Raw genomic sequence first — 15,469 nt, 5'->3', positions numbered from 1 at the left:
AAGGCCAAGAAAACAAATCCCCCAAAAAATAGCTCCTTAATGCACGCCATTCGCGGCAGCGATCGCCTCCGCATAAACATCGGCAACGCGCTTGGCGATCACAGCATTATCGAAGTTCTCACGCGCATAGGTTTTGCACGCAACTTCATCGGGCAACGTGATACGCCCCGAAAACGCCGCATCGATCCCCTCGGCAATTGCGGCAGCGCCGGTTTCCGGCAGCACGAGGTCCTGCGAGAGACCGGCCACTGCTTCAGGCAACCCACCCACCGGTGTAACCAGCACCGGCGTCCCCGCCGAAAGCGACTCAACGGTAATGAGCCCAAAGCCCTCGAGCGCCACAGTAGGCACGACACTCAGCGTCGCAGCCCGATAAAGCGAAGGCAAATGCGCATCAGGCACGAACCCCAACAGCTTGACGTTATCAGTCAACCCAGCCGCATCGATACGCTGATTCAACTCGGCTTCGAGCCGCCCGCGCCCGGCAATCAACAGCAGCACGTCCGGGTGACGCTGCTTCACCACCTTCATCGCATCGATCAGGTCTTCGAGACCCATACGCCGCACAAGCCGCCGCACAGCCAACACAATCGGACGATTCTGCGGCAATTGCAGTCTCAGCCGCGCCTCAGCGCGCGTGCAAGCCGGATCGAAATGCGCGGTATCCACGCAACCCGGCACGATACGCACGCGCTCAGGCGAAATCGAATAACGCTTCGTAAGAATATCGCCGAAAGCCTTCGACAAAACGATGAGCCGCGACGATCGTTCGTACACCGACTGTTCAAGCGAATGCTTGATCCGCTGGCTCAACGTAGCCGCACCTTCGACAAAGCTCTCATCCGCCCAAGGCCCCTGAAAATGCGACACCTGCGGAATGCCTCGCGTGACATCGAGCCCGGGGAACGTATAGAGCGCAAAGTGCGAAGAAATCACATCAGGACGATGGCGCTGAATCTCGCGCCGCAGCGCACGGCGCGCATCCATGAGCCGAAACGGCAAGGCACGCGCCGCCGACCCGAAGCCCTGGATCGCACCGCCGCTGTCTTCGGCCACTTTGGGCGAGCCGGCCACCACGCCGCGCACGTGCACGCCCGCGCCGGGCAGCGCCCCCACGAGCGAGTAATACATGCGGTCAAGTCCGCCCGCACGCTCCGGAAACCAGTGCATGCCGATCTGTAGCGAATGGATGGAATGTTTTGTCATCTCTCGTATCCTTGTTATGCCCATGTGCCCGTCAATCGACGGCAAATTGCTGGCCGATATGAGTTTCAGGGAGTCTCTGCGCGCCGCAGCGTCTGAGCGCCTGGCAGCGGTTGCACCGTGAAGTTGTGTTCCGCTCCGCGCGGTTCGTCGCGCGGTTCGCTGCGCACGGTTGCGCCCGCGTCGCCAGCCAATTGGCGATACAGCGCGATATACTGCGCGGCCATGCGCGCCCAGCCGAATTCTCCGGCCAGTTGCGCGGCAGCCTCGCCCATCGCGAGGCGGCGCGGCGTATCGTCGGCGAGTTGCAGGATCGCTTTCGCGAGCGCAGGCACGTCGTCCGGGTCGTCCAGCACAATCCCGCATTCTGGCGTGATGACCTCCGCCCCGCCCGCCGTCTGCGCCGTCACCACGGGCAGGCCCGCAGCCAGCGCTTCCAGCAATGAGAGACTCATTGCTTCGTAGCGCGAAGGAAAAACGTAGGCATCCACGCTGCGCATCAGGATCGGCATCTCGCGCACGAGGCCGAGAAAGTGCACGCGCGAGGCGATGCCCAGCTCCCGCGCCATTTCCGGGTACGGGCTGCCGGGCAGATAGCCCGCCACCGCCAGATGCACACGCTCAGGCAGTTGCTTGAGCGCATGCAGGACCGTGCCCAGGTTCTTGCGTGGCGTGCGCAGATCGCCCACGAAAAACAGCAGGAATTTGTCGGCGGGCAGTTCGAACTTCGTGCGGTCGGCACTGGCCGAGGCGAAGGCGCGTGTATCCACGCCGTTGTAGATCACGTCGAGCCGCTCGACGGGGTTGCCGCCCGATGCGACGATCTCGTCGGCTACCTTGCGCGAGACGGCCGCGATCACGCGCGAGCGCCGGTAGGCCCAGCGCTCGAGCACCGCGTTCGCGCGCGTGTAAATGTACTGGTACGCCGACCATACGCCGCCCGTGAGCCCGAACGGGTAGTACTTGCTGCGCCCCCAGCCGCCGTGCACGAAGTGCGCGGTGTTGACGTCGGCATGAGCCCACGTAATGAAGCCGTTCACATGCAGCACGTCGTATTCTCGCTTATGGCGGCGCAGCCACAGCGCGCTCTTGAGCGCGAACACCTGCTGGCGCAGCAGGTTGGTCGGCCACGCGCGCGACGGCTGCACCGGCACCCACTTCACTTTCGGATGCGCAAGCAGCTCCGGCGCAACATGCGAGGCCACCAGCGTGACCTCGAATCCTTCTTCGAGCGCCGCGCGCGCGATTTCATGATTGACGCGCCCCTGGCCGTCGTTGTGGCGCACCACGTGCGTGACGATTGCGACTCTCAATCGAAAACCTCCCTGTTCCGGGTCTGGAGCCGAGTCAGCTTGCTCCAGTGCCCCGCGCTGAGAATGGAAAACACACTCGAAAACAGCAGCAGACCACCCGTGCCGACCAGCGAGTTGGTGAACACGAGCATCGCGAAGATCGACACCGTGAGGCTCAGGCACGCGCAGACGTAGCGGTCGTCGGGCATGCTCAACGAGATGCGCACCGCGCGCGCGATGAGCCACAGCACACCGGACATGTACAGCAGCGTTCCGGGCCAGCCGAGCACGAACGGAATGTTCATCACGCCGCTGTCGAAGCTGCCGTATTGGCCAAGCTGGCCGTTGTTGTTCGAAAGCTTCGTCGATGCGCCGGTGGCGCCCAGGCCCTCGCCCGTCACGTCGGTGAAGGCCTTCTTCGCGAAGTCGGCATAGAACTGGTTACGCGCCTCGTAGCTCTGGTCGTCTTTCAGGTTCACGAGCGTATTCAAACGCTGCTGCATGCGGTCGGCCACCGGGCCGAAGGTGAGCAGCGGCACGCACACGCCCGCGAGCACGAGCGCGCTCACGATGATGCGAATGCGCACCTTGTTGCTCGACTTCATCAGCTGGATCACCATGGCGATCGCCCAGCCGCCCCAGGTCGAGCGCACCAGCGAGAGTGCGAACGAGAAGAAGCCAAACGCGGCCGCGATCCAGCGCACGCGGTGCTTCGCGGCCATCACGAGCACCATCGCGCCCATCATCGCGAACGCGAACGGGCCCGAGGAGTTCATCGTGCTGAACACACGCACGCCGAGCGGCACCGGGTCGCCCTGCGAATTCATGTCGGAGCCGATCATCCACATGGCATCCCACGGCGGCATGATGAAGAACTGCACGAGACCGTAGGCGCCCATCACGAGCATGCCGTAGATGAAGGTGTTCACGATGGTGTCGCGGCACTCGGGATACTGACGCGTGAGCACCATGATGTGAAAGCCGATCAGGAACGGATAGATCCAGTTCGCCAGATCGTAGACGGCCGCGGCGGGACCGCTCGCCACCACGCCCACGACAAAGCCGTAACCGATGCCGAAGAGCGCGAGCAGGATCGGCAGCCCGCGCCGCTGCGCGAGCATCGGGTAGTAGCGCAGCAGTGACAGCCCGCTGATCATCGTGACCGCGAGCGGCGCAACCTGAATCAGACTCGTGGGCGTGAAGCCGCCCTTGCCGAAGTCGGCGAGACGGCGCACTTCGGGGCTCAGAAACCACAGCCACCACATGAAGCCGATATAGCGGACCGGATTCACGAAGTAGAGCCAAAAGCCCACGGCGATGGCGAGCACGGGAAACGCGAGCGTGAGCACCGTGCCCTGGTGCGCAATGATCAGCAGGGTCGTGAAGGTCCACAGCGCGATCACCGGCAGCGTATCGCGGCCGAGCGCGCTGCGCAGGCCCTTGCGCCTCGCCGCCGCCGGCGCGCTCGCGGGCACGGCGCGCACGTTGATGGGCCGCGAAGGCCGCGGCGGCGGCGGTGGCGAAGCCGGAATGGTGGATGGAATTCGCATGATCACATCCCGCCGGGCGCCTGGCTCGAAGTTTGGCTCGTATTTCGCCCCGAGGCCCGCACGCCTGCCGCCACGCCCGCACTTGCAGGCTGCGTCACGCGCGGATCGCGCTCGCGCATCATCTCGCGCGTGAGTTGCGCGTGCTGGTGCGCGAAGTTCTCGGTCGTGAGATCGCGCGTGGTCAGTTGCTCGCAGGCCTCGCGCGCCTGGGCGAGCGCACGCGCGGGATCGTCGACGAGCGCATTCACGGCGTCGCGCAACTGCTGCGTATTGAACGGCTCGACATAGTACGCGGCCTTTTCGTCGAAGTAGTCTTCTAGCGCGCCCACCTTCGTCACGATCATCGGCTTGCCGAGCGCCGCCGCCTCTAGCATCACGGTGATGCCGGACGCGTGCGTGTTGGGGCGCAGCGGCACGACGATGATATCGGCCCATTCATAAAGCGCATGCTGCTGCTGGATGCCGGACACGCGCACGATCTCCACGTTCGACGCGCGTGCCGATGCCGGCATGCGCCGGCGCGTGGCGATGCGCACCTGATAGCGCGCGTCGTTGCCGAGTGCGCCCACGAGCGTGGTCCAGTCGCGGTCGCGGTCGTTGCCGATGCCGGCCACGCGCACGGGCGTGTTCGGCTTCCAGTGCGACGGCGGGCGCAACGGGAAATCGTGGGTGTTCAGGCCGTAGAGCACGTGACGCGCATGGCGGCCGAAAAAGTCGCCGCATAGCGCCGCGTTCTCACTCGCGAGCGTGGTCAGCAGGTCGGCGCGCGCGAGCAAGCGGCGGTAGAACGCGCGGCGCAGCGCGCCGTAGCCGGGCCAACGGTCGAGCAGCCACACGCTTTGCGCGAGCAACAGCGGACGCGCGCCGCCCTTCTTCGCATTCATGAGCAGAACTAACGCCACGGCCAGATGCTCCTGCTCCGTGTGCGTCCAGATCACGTCCGAATCGAGAATCGCGCGGCGGTTGCGCCACGCGTGAATGAAATCGAAGCCGAGCGCGGCCTTCAGCGCGCGGCGCGCGAAGCGCACCGGCGTGCTTTCGCTCGCGTCCTGCGCGTAATTGAGCGCGAACTCCGCCGACTCCGCGTGATGGTAGCCGTACAGGGAGCCGATGTTTTCACCCTTGCGGTAACGGCGCGGGTCGGCACCATAGAAGAGGTGGACGTGGACTTGCGTACTGCTCATTCAAGGTCCTCCGTTGAATCGATTGCAAAATGCGCGTGAAGCGTCGGCGCGAATTGGGCCGGCGGCCTGATCCGGCCGGAAGCGCCTCGCAACACGCGAGGCGCTTCCGGCTCAGGCGATTGCGCGGCGCGCCTCTCGCGCGCCGCCGCGCACTGCGCGCCAGCGCGCGAACGCGACGGAAGGCGAGCCCGCGCGCACTGCGCTCAGGCCCGTATGCAGCAGGCCCGGGTAGACGCGGGTGCCGATGAGTGCCCACCACCACCAGGCCATCTCGCGATGCAGCGGCGAAAGATGGCCGCGCAGGATCAGGTGGAAGTTGTAGGCGGCGTTGCGGATCGAGGCGAGCGTCTGCGCATTGCGCGGATCCTCGCCGGGACGCGCCGCGGGGAAATGGTCGACTGCCACGCGCGGGTCGTACACGAGCTTCCAGCCCGCATGCTTCACGCTCATGCTGAACGCCATGTCATTGTGCGTCTGAGCGCCCGTGCCGCGCAGGCGCCGGTCGAAGCGCAGCTCGCCGATCGCGGCGCGCCGGTAGCTCATGTTCGCCCCCTTGAGCAGATCGACCTCGCGCGCTTCGCCCACGCCCAGGTGGTGATTGCCGACGATGCGGCCCGAGCGCTGCACGCGCCCCACGAGCGTGCGCTCGCCGTCCAGCACGCGGCCTTCTTCGTGGACCCAGTCACGGCCGCCGAGCGCGCCAAGCTTCTCGTCGGACTCGAAGTGCGCGGCGATGCGCGCGACCCAGTCGGCATGCGGCGCCGCATCGTCGTCGGTGATGGCGACCACGTCGCCCGTCGCGGCCTCGAGGCCGCGGTTGAGCGCGGCCACCTGCCCCGGCTCTTCCACGGTCGCCACCTCCACGTTGAGCACGCGGGGCGTCACGTGCTCCGCGAGACAGGCATGGGTGGCTGCGTCGTCGGCGCGCGCCACCACCACGATCTGCTCCGGCGTGCGCTCCTGGCGCAGCAGCGCCGAGAGACAGCGCGCCAGATCGTCAGGACGCCGATACGTCGGCACGAGCACGGTCACTTTCATCGCGCTTTTCTCCGGTGTTTCGACTGGGCTGGACATAGTGCGGTCGCGCTGCGCATCAGGCGCTCAGGTATTCCTGCACGGCGGTATAGCCGTACGCGTACTTGCCGTGCGCGCGCGCCGGCACGCCATTGAAGATCCCGCCGGTCACGTGCACGCCCGCGGTGCGCAGACGCTTGAGCGTATCGGCGATTTCGGCATCCGTATGGATTCCCGAGCGCAGCACGAGGAAGGTCGATCCCGCATGGCCGCTCAGGATGGCGGCGTCGGTCACGGCGAGCACCGGCGGCGTGTCCACGAGCAGGATGTCGTAGCGCTTCGAAAGCCCTTCCAGGTACTGGTTCAGGCGCGGCGACATCAGGAGCTCGGACGGATTCGGCGGACGGCGGCCGCACGAGATGAAGTGCAGATTATCCACTTCGGTCGCACGAATCGCCTCGTCCAGCGCGATCTGGCCGGAGAGCAGCTCGGAGAAGCCGTTGGCCTGCGGACCGCCCAGGTAGCGCTCGAGCGCACCGCGGCGCATATCGCCGTCGATCATCAGCACGCGCTTGCCCGAGTGGGCGAGCAGCACGGCCAGGTTCGCCGTGAGGAAGCTCTTGCCCACGCCCGGCACCGAGCCGGTCAGGACGACTACGTGATTGCGCGCATCCATGATGCTGAACTGCAGCGAGGTACGCAGCGAGCGCAGGCTCTCGATCGTGAGGTCCTTGGGCGCCGCGTTCGCGAGCACTTCGCGCAGGCGGTTGCCGCCGCGCACCGGCGCGCGCTTTTCGAGCACGCTCTGCTCCGCCGAAAGCGGCACGAGACCGTAGACGGGCAGATCGAAGGTGCGCTCGATCTGGTCCGGATCGACGATGCCCTTGAACATGTTCCGGCGCATCAGCACGAAGCCGGTGCCGAGAATCAGGCCGAGCATCGCGGCCGCCGAGATGATGAGCAGCTTCTTCGGCTTCGAAGGCGCGCCCGGGCGCATCGCCGGGTCGACGATATGGACGTTGCCGCCCGTGCCCACGCGCTGCACCGAAAGCTCCTGGATACGGTTGAGCAGCAGCACGTAGATGTCTTCCGCCACCTTCGCGTCACGCTGCAGCTGCACGGCCTTCACTTCGGTGGCCGGCAGGTCGCGGAACTTCGTGTCGTACTTCGCGCGCTCGCCTTGCAGTTGCGCGAGCTGCTGGCGTGCCGCGATCAGCACCGGGTGCTGGTCGCCGAAGCGTTGCTGCAGCGAGGCGATCTGCAGTTGCAGCGCCGAGATCTGCTGCTCGTACTGGACGCTGCCGTCCAGATAGATCTTGGCTTCGTCGCTCGCGTTGATCGAGCCTGACTTGCTCTGATAGGCGGTGAGCGCTGCTTCGGCGTTCTCGAGGTCGGCCTTCAGGCGCGGCTGCTCGCTGCGCAGGAAGTCGAGCATCTTGCTCGCGTCGGCTTGCTTGGTTTCAACGTGCTCGCGCAGATACGACTGCGCAACGGCGTTGGCGATATCGGCCGCGGCTTGCGGGTCGGTGCCTTCGAGCGAGATGTCGATCACGCCCGTCTGCTTGCCCTGCTCCTGCACCTTGATAGCGCCCTGGAACGCCGAGACCGCATCGAGGTCGTTCATGCGCACGACCTTGAAACGCTCGCCCGGGCGCGCCTTGAGCTCCTTCACGAGCAGCGTGACGCCGCCGCCCTGCTCGGGCGTGCCCACCGTGCCTTCGAGCAGGCGGCCGCCGTCGGGTCCGGAAATCACGTAGCGGTTGTCGTCGAGCGCGGTGAGCGTGAGCTTCTGGCCTTCGAGCTCGGGCGCCACCTGGATCGAGTCGATGTTGAGGACTTCACCGCCCCACGCATAGTCCTTCAAGCCGAACCACGGATGCGCGGGCGTGCCCGGCGTCGCGAGACGCGCGGCGAGGCTGCCGATGATGGGCAGCGAGACCGGCGCGGCCGTGAAGTTCAGCTTGAACTGCTTGACGACCGGCTCGAGCACGCTGCGGCTCTGGATCATCTGGATTTCGGCGTCGGTCGGCAGGCTGCCCTGCTGGCCGCTCGCGACGTTCGCGCCGGACTGCGTCTGCGTGAGCGCCTGGGACGTGTAGTCCTGCTGCTCGACGCGGACCTGCGTGTCGGCCGTATAGACCGGCTTGGCCACGAAGCAATAGAACACCGCTGCGCCGACCACGACTGCCGCGATCGCGATGAGCCAGCCGATGTCGTCGAAGATGACACGCAGCAACTGGCCGAGGACGACGTCCTCTTCCTCTGTGCGGGCCGCCGGGGCCGGCTGACTGATGGCTTGTTGCATACTCACGATTCGATCCCGTTTTAATTCATGTTGCGAGAAGAGAATGCCCGCACGCTTTTAGCGCGTGAGCTGCTTCAGGTAGAAGGCTGTCTCGACCGAAGGCAAGATCTCTTGCAACATACGGTTGAAGGTGGCCGAAGCGGCAGTGCCAACGTACACAACATCCATCGGCTTCAACTGGAATTGCGACGACAGCATGATCGCGTCGGGCTTGGTCATATCGAGTCGGTAGATCTCCGGCTGGGTGGGGTTGTCCTTCATGCCGCGCATCACGAAAATCTGGCGCGGGTTCGCGTCGGTATCGAGAATGCCGCCGGCCGTGGTGAGCGCGTCGGCAATGGTGAGCTTGCCGCGAATCAGGTTGGTCTGGATCGGCGTCTTCACCTCGCCCATGATGAATACCCGGCTGTCCGAATGATCCGGCACGTTGATGATGTCGCCGTCCTGCAGGACCACGTTCTGGTTCTGGTCGTGGCCCTGGAGAATCGCGTTGGCGTCAATGATGTAGAGCTTGCCGTTGCGCGTGAGGTGCACGCGGTTGATGTCGGCGTTGTCGGTGTAGCCGCCCGAGCGCGTGATGGCGTCCACGACCGTCAGCGGCACATCGCTCATCGAGAGCGGCCCCGGCGTCTTCACGTCGCCGGTGACCTGGACCTTCTGGCTGCGGTAGGAGAGCACGCGCACGTCCACCTGCGGGTTCTTGATGTACGGCCCGAGACCGGAAGCCAGCTGGTCGCGCAACTGGCCAGGCGTCTTGCCCGCCGCCTGCACGCGGCCCACGAACGGGAAGTAGATCGTGCCGTTCTTGTCCACTGTCTGCCCGTACGGGTCGGCCTCGCCCGGCAACGCGTTGGTGTAGGGCTGCGTGAGCGCCTGCCCCACGGTCTGCGTGGTGTTGCCGCCCGACGAGAAGGTCGAGCCTTGCGGCGTCGAGAGCTCGGGGTGGTCGTACACGGTCACGCCCAGAATGTCCTGGGGCGCGATGTGGTACGTGTAATCCGAGGTATTCGCGTACTTGCCCGGCGGCACCTCGTTGTTCTGGGCGGCCGCGGCGGCCTGCGCCTGCTGCATGACGAGTTGCGGAGTGATCAGCTGCACGTCGTACTGCTTCTGCGGCTCGTTGCTCTTCTGCTCTTTGAGGCTCGACGTGTCGAGATAGTTGCCGGGCGCCGTGGAGCACGCGGCTACGAAGGCGCTCAACGCCAGCGCAGTCATCAGATTGAGTTTTCTCATTGGCATATTCGGCTCAGCCATCCCTTAACCAGTCGATCCATCAACTCCAGACTCTCGCGATACGCGGCCTCGTCAAGGCCATGCGGATCGGCGACATCCGAATTTTCCCAATTACCGAGCGCGTACACCTTGCCGTGCGCGGTCGGTTCGATACGCTCGACGGCGAGCACCTGGTGGCGCTCCGTCACGAGCACGAGGTCCGCTTTGCGCACGAGGCGGCGCGTGAGGCGGCGCGAGCGATGCTCGCCCACCTCCACGCCGCGCTCGGTGAGCAGGCGTTGCATCACCGGGTCCATGTCCTCGCCTTCCAGCGCGCGCAAACCCGCCGAGTGAAACGTGCCTGCACGTTCCCCCGCCTGCTCGCGAAAGCGCGTGCGAAAGAGCTGTTCCGCCGCGGGCGAGCGGCAGACATTTGCATGGCAGACGATCAATACGTCCTTGAACATGGCCCAGTGGCTCCTCAGGGTTCCTGATTCCCTGCGTAAAACGCAGGCGCTTGAAGGCTGCTACGCCGTGACGCGCGTCTGCGCGGCGGCTTCTGCACGCGTGCGGCCAGCCTGCGACGCGCTCGCGCGGCCCACCGCGTGATATTCGATGCCGAGCTCCTGCAGCGCGAGCGGATCGTAGAGATTGCGCCCGTCGAACACGATCGGCGTCTTCAACTGCTCCTTGAGCGTCTCGAAGTCCGGCGCCTTGAACACCTTCCACTCCGTGGCGACCAACAGTGCGTCCGCGCCGTTGGCGGCTTCCATGGCGTCCTGCACGTAGGCGAGGCGCTCGAGCTGCTCGGGCGTCTTTGCCAGATCGAGCGCGAGCACGCGCTGCGCTTCTTCCATGGCAACCGGGTCGTAGGCCACCACGCGCGCGCCGCGCGCGAGCAGCTCGGCGATCAGCGTGCGGCTCGGCGCTTCGCGCATGTCGTCGGTATTGGGCTTGAACGCGAGACCCCAGAGGCCGAAGGTGCGGCCCGTGAGGTCGGAGCCGAAGCGCGTGACGATCTTCTGCGCGAGCACCTGCTTCTGCGCGTCGTTGACCGCTTCCACCGCGCGCAGGATCTGCAGCGGCTCGCCGAAATCCTCAGCCGTGCGCATCAGTGCCTTGACGTCCTTCGGGAAGCACGAGCCGCCATAGCCGCAGCCCGCATAGAGAAAGTCGTAGCCGATGCGCGGGTCCGAGCCGATGCCGCGACGCACGGCCTCGATGTCGGCGCCCACGCGGTCAGCGAGATTCGCGAGCTCGTTCATGAACGAGATGCGCGTGGCGAGCATGGCGTTGGCCGCGTACTTCGTGAATTCGGCGGAATGCACGTCCATGTAGAGCGTGCGCTCGTGATTGCGGTTGAACGGCGCGTACAGGCGCTTGATCAGCTCGCGCGCACGCTCGCCTGGCACGTCGTCGTCGCAGCCCAGCACGATGCGGTCGGGGCGCGCGAAATCATCCACGGCGGCGCCCTCTTTCAGGAACTCGGGGTTCGAGACCACCGAGAACATGTGGCGCTCGCCGCGCTTGTGCAATTCGGAGGCGATCGCGTCGCGCACGAGCGCGGCGGTTCCCACCGGCACCGTCGACTTGTCGACGATCACCTTGAAGCCGCTCATGTGGCGGCCGATATTGCGCGCGGCCGCCAGCACGTATTGCAGATCGGCGGAGCCGTCTTCGTCGGGAGGCGTGCCCACCGCGATGAACTGCACGTCGCCATGCGCGACGGCCGCCTCGACGTCGGTCGAGAACGTGAGCCGGCGCGCGCGCCGGTTGCGCTCGATGATCTCGTGGAGGCCCGGCTCGTGAATCGGCACGACGCCTTGATTGAGCAGGTCGATTTTGCGCGGGTCGACGTCGAGACAGAACACGTCGTTGCCGATGTCGGCCAGACAGGCGCCCGTTACGAGACCCACATAACCGCTGCCAATGATCGTCAGATTCATGCCCACCTCAATTGTGATTGCCTGTTGGTGTCCGTCCGGGCCGCGCGGTCATGCGCAGCGCAATGCGTAGTGCATACGCACGCATATGCAAAGCGCGGACCCGGGTCGCTCAATATGCGTTCTGGCCTGCGAAGCCTTTCCACATGGTCATCGCCACGATCCGCAGATCGAGACCGAAGCTCCAGTGCTGCATGTAGTGCAGATCGAAACGCACACGGTCGCGCATTTTTTCCACGCGGTCGGTTTCGCCGCGGTAGCCGTTGACCTGCGCCCAGCCCGTAATGCCGGGCTTGATGCGATAGCGCGCCATGTAGCCGCGCACGAGGTCCTTGTAGATGTCGTCGTGCGCAAGCGCGTGCGGACGCGGCCCCACCACCGACATCTCGCCCTTGAGCACGTTGATGAATTGCGGCAGCTCGTCGAGGCTCGTGCGGCGCAGGAAGGCGCCCACGCGTGTGATGCGCGGGTCGTTGCGGCGCGCCTGCGTGACCTGGCCCGCCACTTCCGCGTGAACCTTCATCGAGCGGAACTTGTAGATCTCGAACTCGTTGCCGTCGAGCCCCTTGCGGCGCTGCTTGAAGAAGACCGGCCCATGCGAGGTCAGCTTCACGGCCAGCGAAATGACCGCCAGCAGCGGCGCGAGCGCCACCAGCACGGCGCCTGCAAAGGCGACGTCGAATACGCGCTTGGGCAGCACGCGCAGATCCGTGACCGGCGACGCCGCGAGATTGATGGCCGGCACGCCAAGCAGATCGACCACGGGCTGGCTGAAGAACGACAGGCTGCGCACGTCCGGAATGAAGCGGATGTTCACGAAGTCGTTGCGCAGCGCCATCACGATGCGATGGATCGTGCGCTCCTTCGTGATCGGCAGCGCGAGCCACATTTCGCGCACGTCGTGCTCGCGCACGTAGGCCAGCATGGCCTGCAGGTCGTGCTCGACGGGCACGCCATCGAGGCGCGCCTCGCCATCGGCGTCGCTGTTTTCGTCGAACACGAGCGCGGGATGAAAGCCCGCCTCGGGACGGCTCTTCATCTGCTCGATCAGGAAGCGCGAGCAGCGATGATCGCCCACCACGGCCACCGCCTTCTGGTTGTAGCCTTCGCGGCGCAGGCTGCGCAGCACCATGTGCACGAGTGTCTTCGAGACGATCAGCAACGCGACCGAAGCGACCACCCACCAGGCGAGCCACACGCGCGAAAGCGAATCGGCGCGGTGCACGCTGAACGACAGCAGAATGCCCGTGCACTCCACCGCGATCCACGCGGCGCACACGCGGGCCGCGAGCACGTAGAGCGACTTGCCGCGCCACGACTGGTAGATGCCGAAAGCCGGGAACATCCAGATCGCGAGCACGCAATTGAAGGCGAGCGCCACGCTCTCCATATCGGAGAGCGCCGCGAATTTACCGTGGTGCAGGGCGGCCGCGACCAGGGCGCCGGCGGCGATGGCGGCAAGATCGATGATTCTGGCTAGAACGCTCAGCATGTCCGGCACCTCGGGTTGGAAAAAAAGAATTGCAGCCACGCGCTACGCATCATGGCCGCCGCTTACAGGAATCAGGGAAAAGTGCACCGGGCTCGCCCGGCGCTGATGAATCGCATCCGAATAAACCCTAATAAAGCACGATAAAAATTGAATGCGCAACGCCAAAAAGTATCTCCAAATGTTTCGTTGCTAACGGTCTATTTTTTGTGTGATTTTTTCGGCAACGTTTTCCGGAAGTTGCGGCTGCAAGGGCTGCCGGTGCGCCACCAGAACGGCAAAATTTGCCGGACCGCGGGCGCCAGACCCCGATTAATTTTTGACCCGGCCGAAGCACTCCAGAAGCGGCACGCCATTTTTATTCGAATTTTTATTGGCGATGCATTGTGACGGATTCGTTATTTTTAATTTGATCTGAATATTTTCCGTTTTCTTCTTTACGAATCTATTTATATCGATTTTAAGCATGCTACAAATCGCAGAACCGAAACCCCTTTCAGGAGAGTGAGATGACGGATACGGGTTCCGCAACGACATCGGCACGCGTGGCCGATGCGCGCGCCGAATCGCGCAGCGCGCTGCAAGTCTGCCCTGTGGTGCTTGCAGGCGGCGCGGGCTCGCGGCTGTGGCCACTATCGCGCGAACAATACCCGAAGCAGATGATCAACCTCGTTGGCGAGCGTTCCTTGCTCGCGGATACGGCAGGCCGTCTCGACGCGCTCGCCGAACGCGTCACGCTCGCCGACAAGCTGATGATCGTCTGCAACGAGGAGCACCGCTTCACCACCGCCGACCAGGTTCGCGCGGCAGGCAAGGAAGCGCGCCTCATTCTCGAGCCGCTCGCGCGCGACACGGCGCCGGCGCTCACGATTGCCGCGCTGTCCGTAGTCGCCGAGCAGCAGGACGGCATTCTCGTGGTGATGCCCGCGGACCACGCGCTCGCGGACCTCGCGGCGTTCCACGCCGCCGTTGCCGATGGCGTGCGTCACGCGGCCAACGGCCAGATCGTGACGATGGGCATCGTGCCCACGCGCGCCGAGACGGGCTATGGCTACATCCACGTGGGCGAGCCGCTCGCGGCCGAAGACCAGGCCGGCGCACGGCGCTTGAACGGCTTCGTCGAGAAGCCCTACTTCGAGCTCGCGCAGCAATACGTCGCCTCGCAGCGCTACTGGTGGAACAGCGGCATCTTCATCATGCGCGCCAGCACGTGGCTCAAGGCCATTCGCCATTTCCAGCCCGCCATCTACGAGGCCTGCGCGGCCGCCGTGGAGCACGGCAAGGCCGACGGCGACTTCTTCCGTGTGGACAGCGAAGCATTTGCGCGCTCGCCGTCCAACTCGATCGACTATGCCGTGATGGAGCCGCTATCTGCCGACACCACCGTGGCCGGCGGCGTGGTCGTGCCGCTCGCCGCGGGCTGGACCGATCTCGGCTCGTGGGACACCGTCTGGCAAGTCGCCGCGAAGGACGATGCGGGCAACGTGGCCCAGGGCGAGGTGATGTTCGAAGGCGCAAGCGATACCTTCGCGCACTCGGACGGACGCCTGATCGCCTGCCTCGGCACCGAGAACCTGGTGGTGGTCGAAACCGCCGACGCCGTGCTCGTGGCCGACCGCTCGCGCGCCCAGGACGTGAAGAAGATCGTTCAGCGCCTGAAGTCGCAACGCCGCAGCGAAGCCGTCGCGCATCGTCTCGTGCATCGCCCGTGGGGCCACTACGACAGCGTCGACAGCGGCGAGCGCTTCCAGGTCAAGCGCATCGTGGTCGAACCTGGCGCGCGCCTGTCGCTGCAAATGCACCACCACCGCGCCGAGCACTGGGTCGTCGTGCGCGGCACGGCACTCGTCACGCGCGGCGACGAGCGCTTCATCGTTTCGGAAAACGAATCGGCCTACATTCCGCTGGGCGTGTCACACCGCCTCGAGAATCCGGGCAAGATGCCGCTCGAGATCATCGAGGTGCAGTCGGGCTCGTACCTCGGCGAAGACGACATCGTGCGTCTCGACGATCAGTACGGCCGGCAGTAACGTGGTGCAGTAAGGCGGTCAAAGGGGCGCCGTAGAGCGCCCCGCCGCCAACGCAGCAGACAGACAGTGGGAACACGGACGGAGACATCACTGGCGGCTGTAGCGGCGAACATTCGGGAGGTTCGAAGATTCAACCGCTACGGCCGCAAGTGCGAAGCCAGTGTGCAAGACAGCGATGAGTAACGTTCGCTCGACGGGCGATGCGACGACTACGACGGAAACGAAGCTGCGGAAGACGGGCGCAGGC

12 protein-coding genes are annotated in these 15,469 nt (G+C 65.1%); 2 read left to right on the top strand and 10 right to left on the bottom strand.

Going from position 1 to position 15,469, the window contains the following annotated elements; translation table 11 throughout:
- Positions 1–36: 36 nt before the first annotated feature.
- The 10 genes from BO1_RS11285 to BO1_RS11240 form a co-directional block, all read right to left on the bottom strand.
- Positions 37–1,206, bottom strand: coding sequence for a glycosyltransferase family 4 protein (locus BO1_RS11285; protein WP_028217654.1), 1,170 nt, complete (start codon positions 1,204–1,206; stop codon positions 37–39).
- A 65-nt stretch (positions 1,207–1,271) separates the two neighbouring features.
- Positions 1,272–2,516: a glycosyltransferase family 4 protein gene (locus tag BO1_RS50600; RefSeq protein WP_084687881.1), complete on the bottom strand. Its 1,245-nt coding sequence runs from the start codon at positions 2,514–2,516 to the stop codon at positions 1,272–1,274.
- Positions 2,513–4,045 carry a glucose-6-phosphate isomerase gene (locus BO1_RS50595; protein ID WP_245643765.1) on the bottom strand — a complete coding sequence of 511 codons (1,533 nt, stop codon included), beginning with the start codon at positions 4,043–4,045 and terminating at the stop codon, positions 2,513–2,515. The genes BO1_RS50600 and BO1_RS50595 overlap by 4 nt, the downstream gene beginning before the upstream one ends.
- Before the next feature lie 2 nt (positions 4,046–4,047).
- Entirely contained in the window at positions 4,048–5,229 is a 1,182-nt protein-coding gene (locus BO1_RS11270) for a glycosyltransferase (RefSeq protein WP_028217653.1), read from the bottom strand.
- 111 nt (positions 5,230–5,340) lie between these two features.
- Entirely contained in the window at positions 5,341–6,267 is a 927-nt protein-coding gene (locus BO1_RS11265) for a glycosyltransferase family 2 protein (protein ID WP_028217652.1), read from the bottom strand.
- Positions 6,268–6,322: 55 nt separating this feature from the next.
- The gene (locus BO1_RS11260; RefSeq protein WP_043284489.1) at positions 6,323–8,548 is read right to left on the bottom strand and encodes a polysaccharide biosynthesis tyrosine autokinase; all 2,226 of its coding nucleotides are present in this window, start codon (positions 8,546–8,548) and stop codon (positions 6,323–6,325) included.
- A gap of 57 nt (positions 8,549–8,605) precedes the next feature.
- A complete protein-coding gene (locus BO1_RS11255) occupies positions 8,606–9,781 on the bottom strand; it encodes a polysaccharide biosynthesis/export family protein (RefSeq protein WP_043284487.1) in 1,176 nt (391 codons plus the stop codon).
- Positions 9,778–10,227, bottom strand: a complete 450-nt coding sequence (locus BO1_RS11250) for a low molecular weight protein-tyrosine-phosphatase (RefSeq protein ID WP_028217649.1) — start codon at positions 10,225–10,227, stop codon at positions 9,778–9,780. Before BO1_RS11250 ends, BO1_RS11255 begins: the two co-directional genes overlap by 4 nt.
- 60 nt (positions 10,228–10,287) lie before the next feature.
- Positions 10,288–11,706, bottom strand: coding sequence for a UDP-glucose dehydrogenase family protein (locus tag BO1_RS11245; RefSeq protein ID WP_028217648.1), 1,419 nt, complete (start codon positions 11,704–11,706; stop codon positions 10,288–10,290).
- 109 nt (positions 11,707–11,815) lie between these two features.
- Complete coding sequence (locus BO1_RS11240) at positions 11,816–13,195, bottom strand: undecaprenyl-phosphate glucose phosphotransferase (protein WP_028217647.1); 1,380 nt, start codon at positions 13,193–13,195, stop codon at positions 11,816–11,818.
- Between the two features lie 147 nt (positions 13,196–13,342).
- Here BO1_RS11240 and BO1_RS58970 point away from each other — a divergent pair, with 147 nt between their 5' ends.
- Positions 13,343–13,582: a hypothetical protein gene (locus tag BO1_RS58970; protein WP_156992206.1), complete on the top strand. Its 240-nt coding sequence runs from the start codon at positions 13,343–13,345 to the stop codon at positions 13,580–13,582.
- 119 nt (positions 13,583–13,701) lie between these two features.
- Positions 13,702–15,222, top strand: coding sequence for a mannose-1-phosphate guanylyltransferase/mannose-6-phosphate isomerase (locus BO1_RS11235; RefSeq protein WP_028217646.1), 1,521 nt, complete (start codon positions 13,702–13,704; stop codon positions 15,220–15,222).
- Positions 15,223–15,469 lie beyond the last annotated feature (247 nt).

It is taken from the genome of Paraburkholderia oxyphila NBRC 105797 (assembly GCF_000685075.1).
Classification (GTDB): domain Bacteria; phylum Pseudomonadota; class Gammaproteobacteria; order Burkholderiales; family Burkholderiaceae; genus Paraburkholderia; species Paraburkholderia oxyphila.
This window is presented reverse-complemented; position numbering and strand designations above follow the sequence as displayed.

Excerpts from the sequence above, each read along its gene's own strand:
- BO1_RS11285 (WP_028217654.1), bottom strand. The coding sequence starts at position 1,206 with ATGACAAAACATTCCATCCATTCGCTACAGATCGGCATGCACTGGTTT.
- BO1_RS50595 (WP_245643765.1), bottom strand. The coding sequence starts at position 4,045 with ATGCGAATTCCATCCACCATTCCGGCTTCGCCACCGCCGCCGCCGCGG.
- BO1_RS11270 (WP_028217653.1), bottom strand. The coding sequence starts at position 5,229 with ATGAGCAGTACGCAAGTCCACGTCCACCTCTTCTATGGTGCCGACCCG.
- BO1_RS11265 (WP_028217652.1), bottom strand. The coding sequence starts at position 6,267 with ATGAAAGTGACCGTGCTCGTGCCGACGTATCGGCGTCCTGACGATCTG.
- BO1_RS11260 (WP_043284489.1), bottom strand. The coding sequence starts at position 8,548 with ATGCAACAAGCCATCAGTCAGCCGGCCCCGGCGGCCCGCACAGAGGAA.
- BO1_RS11255 (WP_043284487.1), bottom strand. The coding sequence starts at position 9,781 with ATGAGAAAACTCAATCTGATGACTGCGCTGGCGTTGAGCGCCTTCGTA.
- BO1_RS11250 (WP_028217649.1), bottom strand. The coding sequence starts at position 10,227 with ATGTTCAAGGACGTATTGATCGTCTGCCATGCAAATGTCTGCCGCTCG.
- BO1_RS11245 (WP_028217648.1), bottom strand. The coding sequence starts at position 11,706 with ATGAATCTGACGATCATTGGCAGCGGTTATGTGGGTCTCGTAACGGGC.
- BO1_RS11240 (WP_028217647.1), bottom strand. The coding sequence starts at position 13,195 with ATGCTGAGCGTTCTAGCCAGAATCATCGATCTTGCCGCCATCGCCGCC.
- BO1_RS11235 (WP_028217646.1), top strand. The coding sequence starts at position 13,702 with ATGACGGATACGGGTTCCGCAACGACATCGGCACGCGTGGCCGATGCG.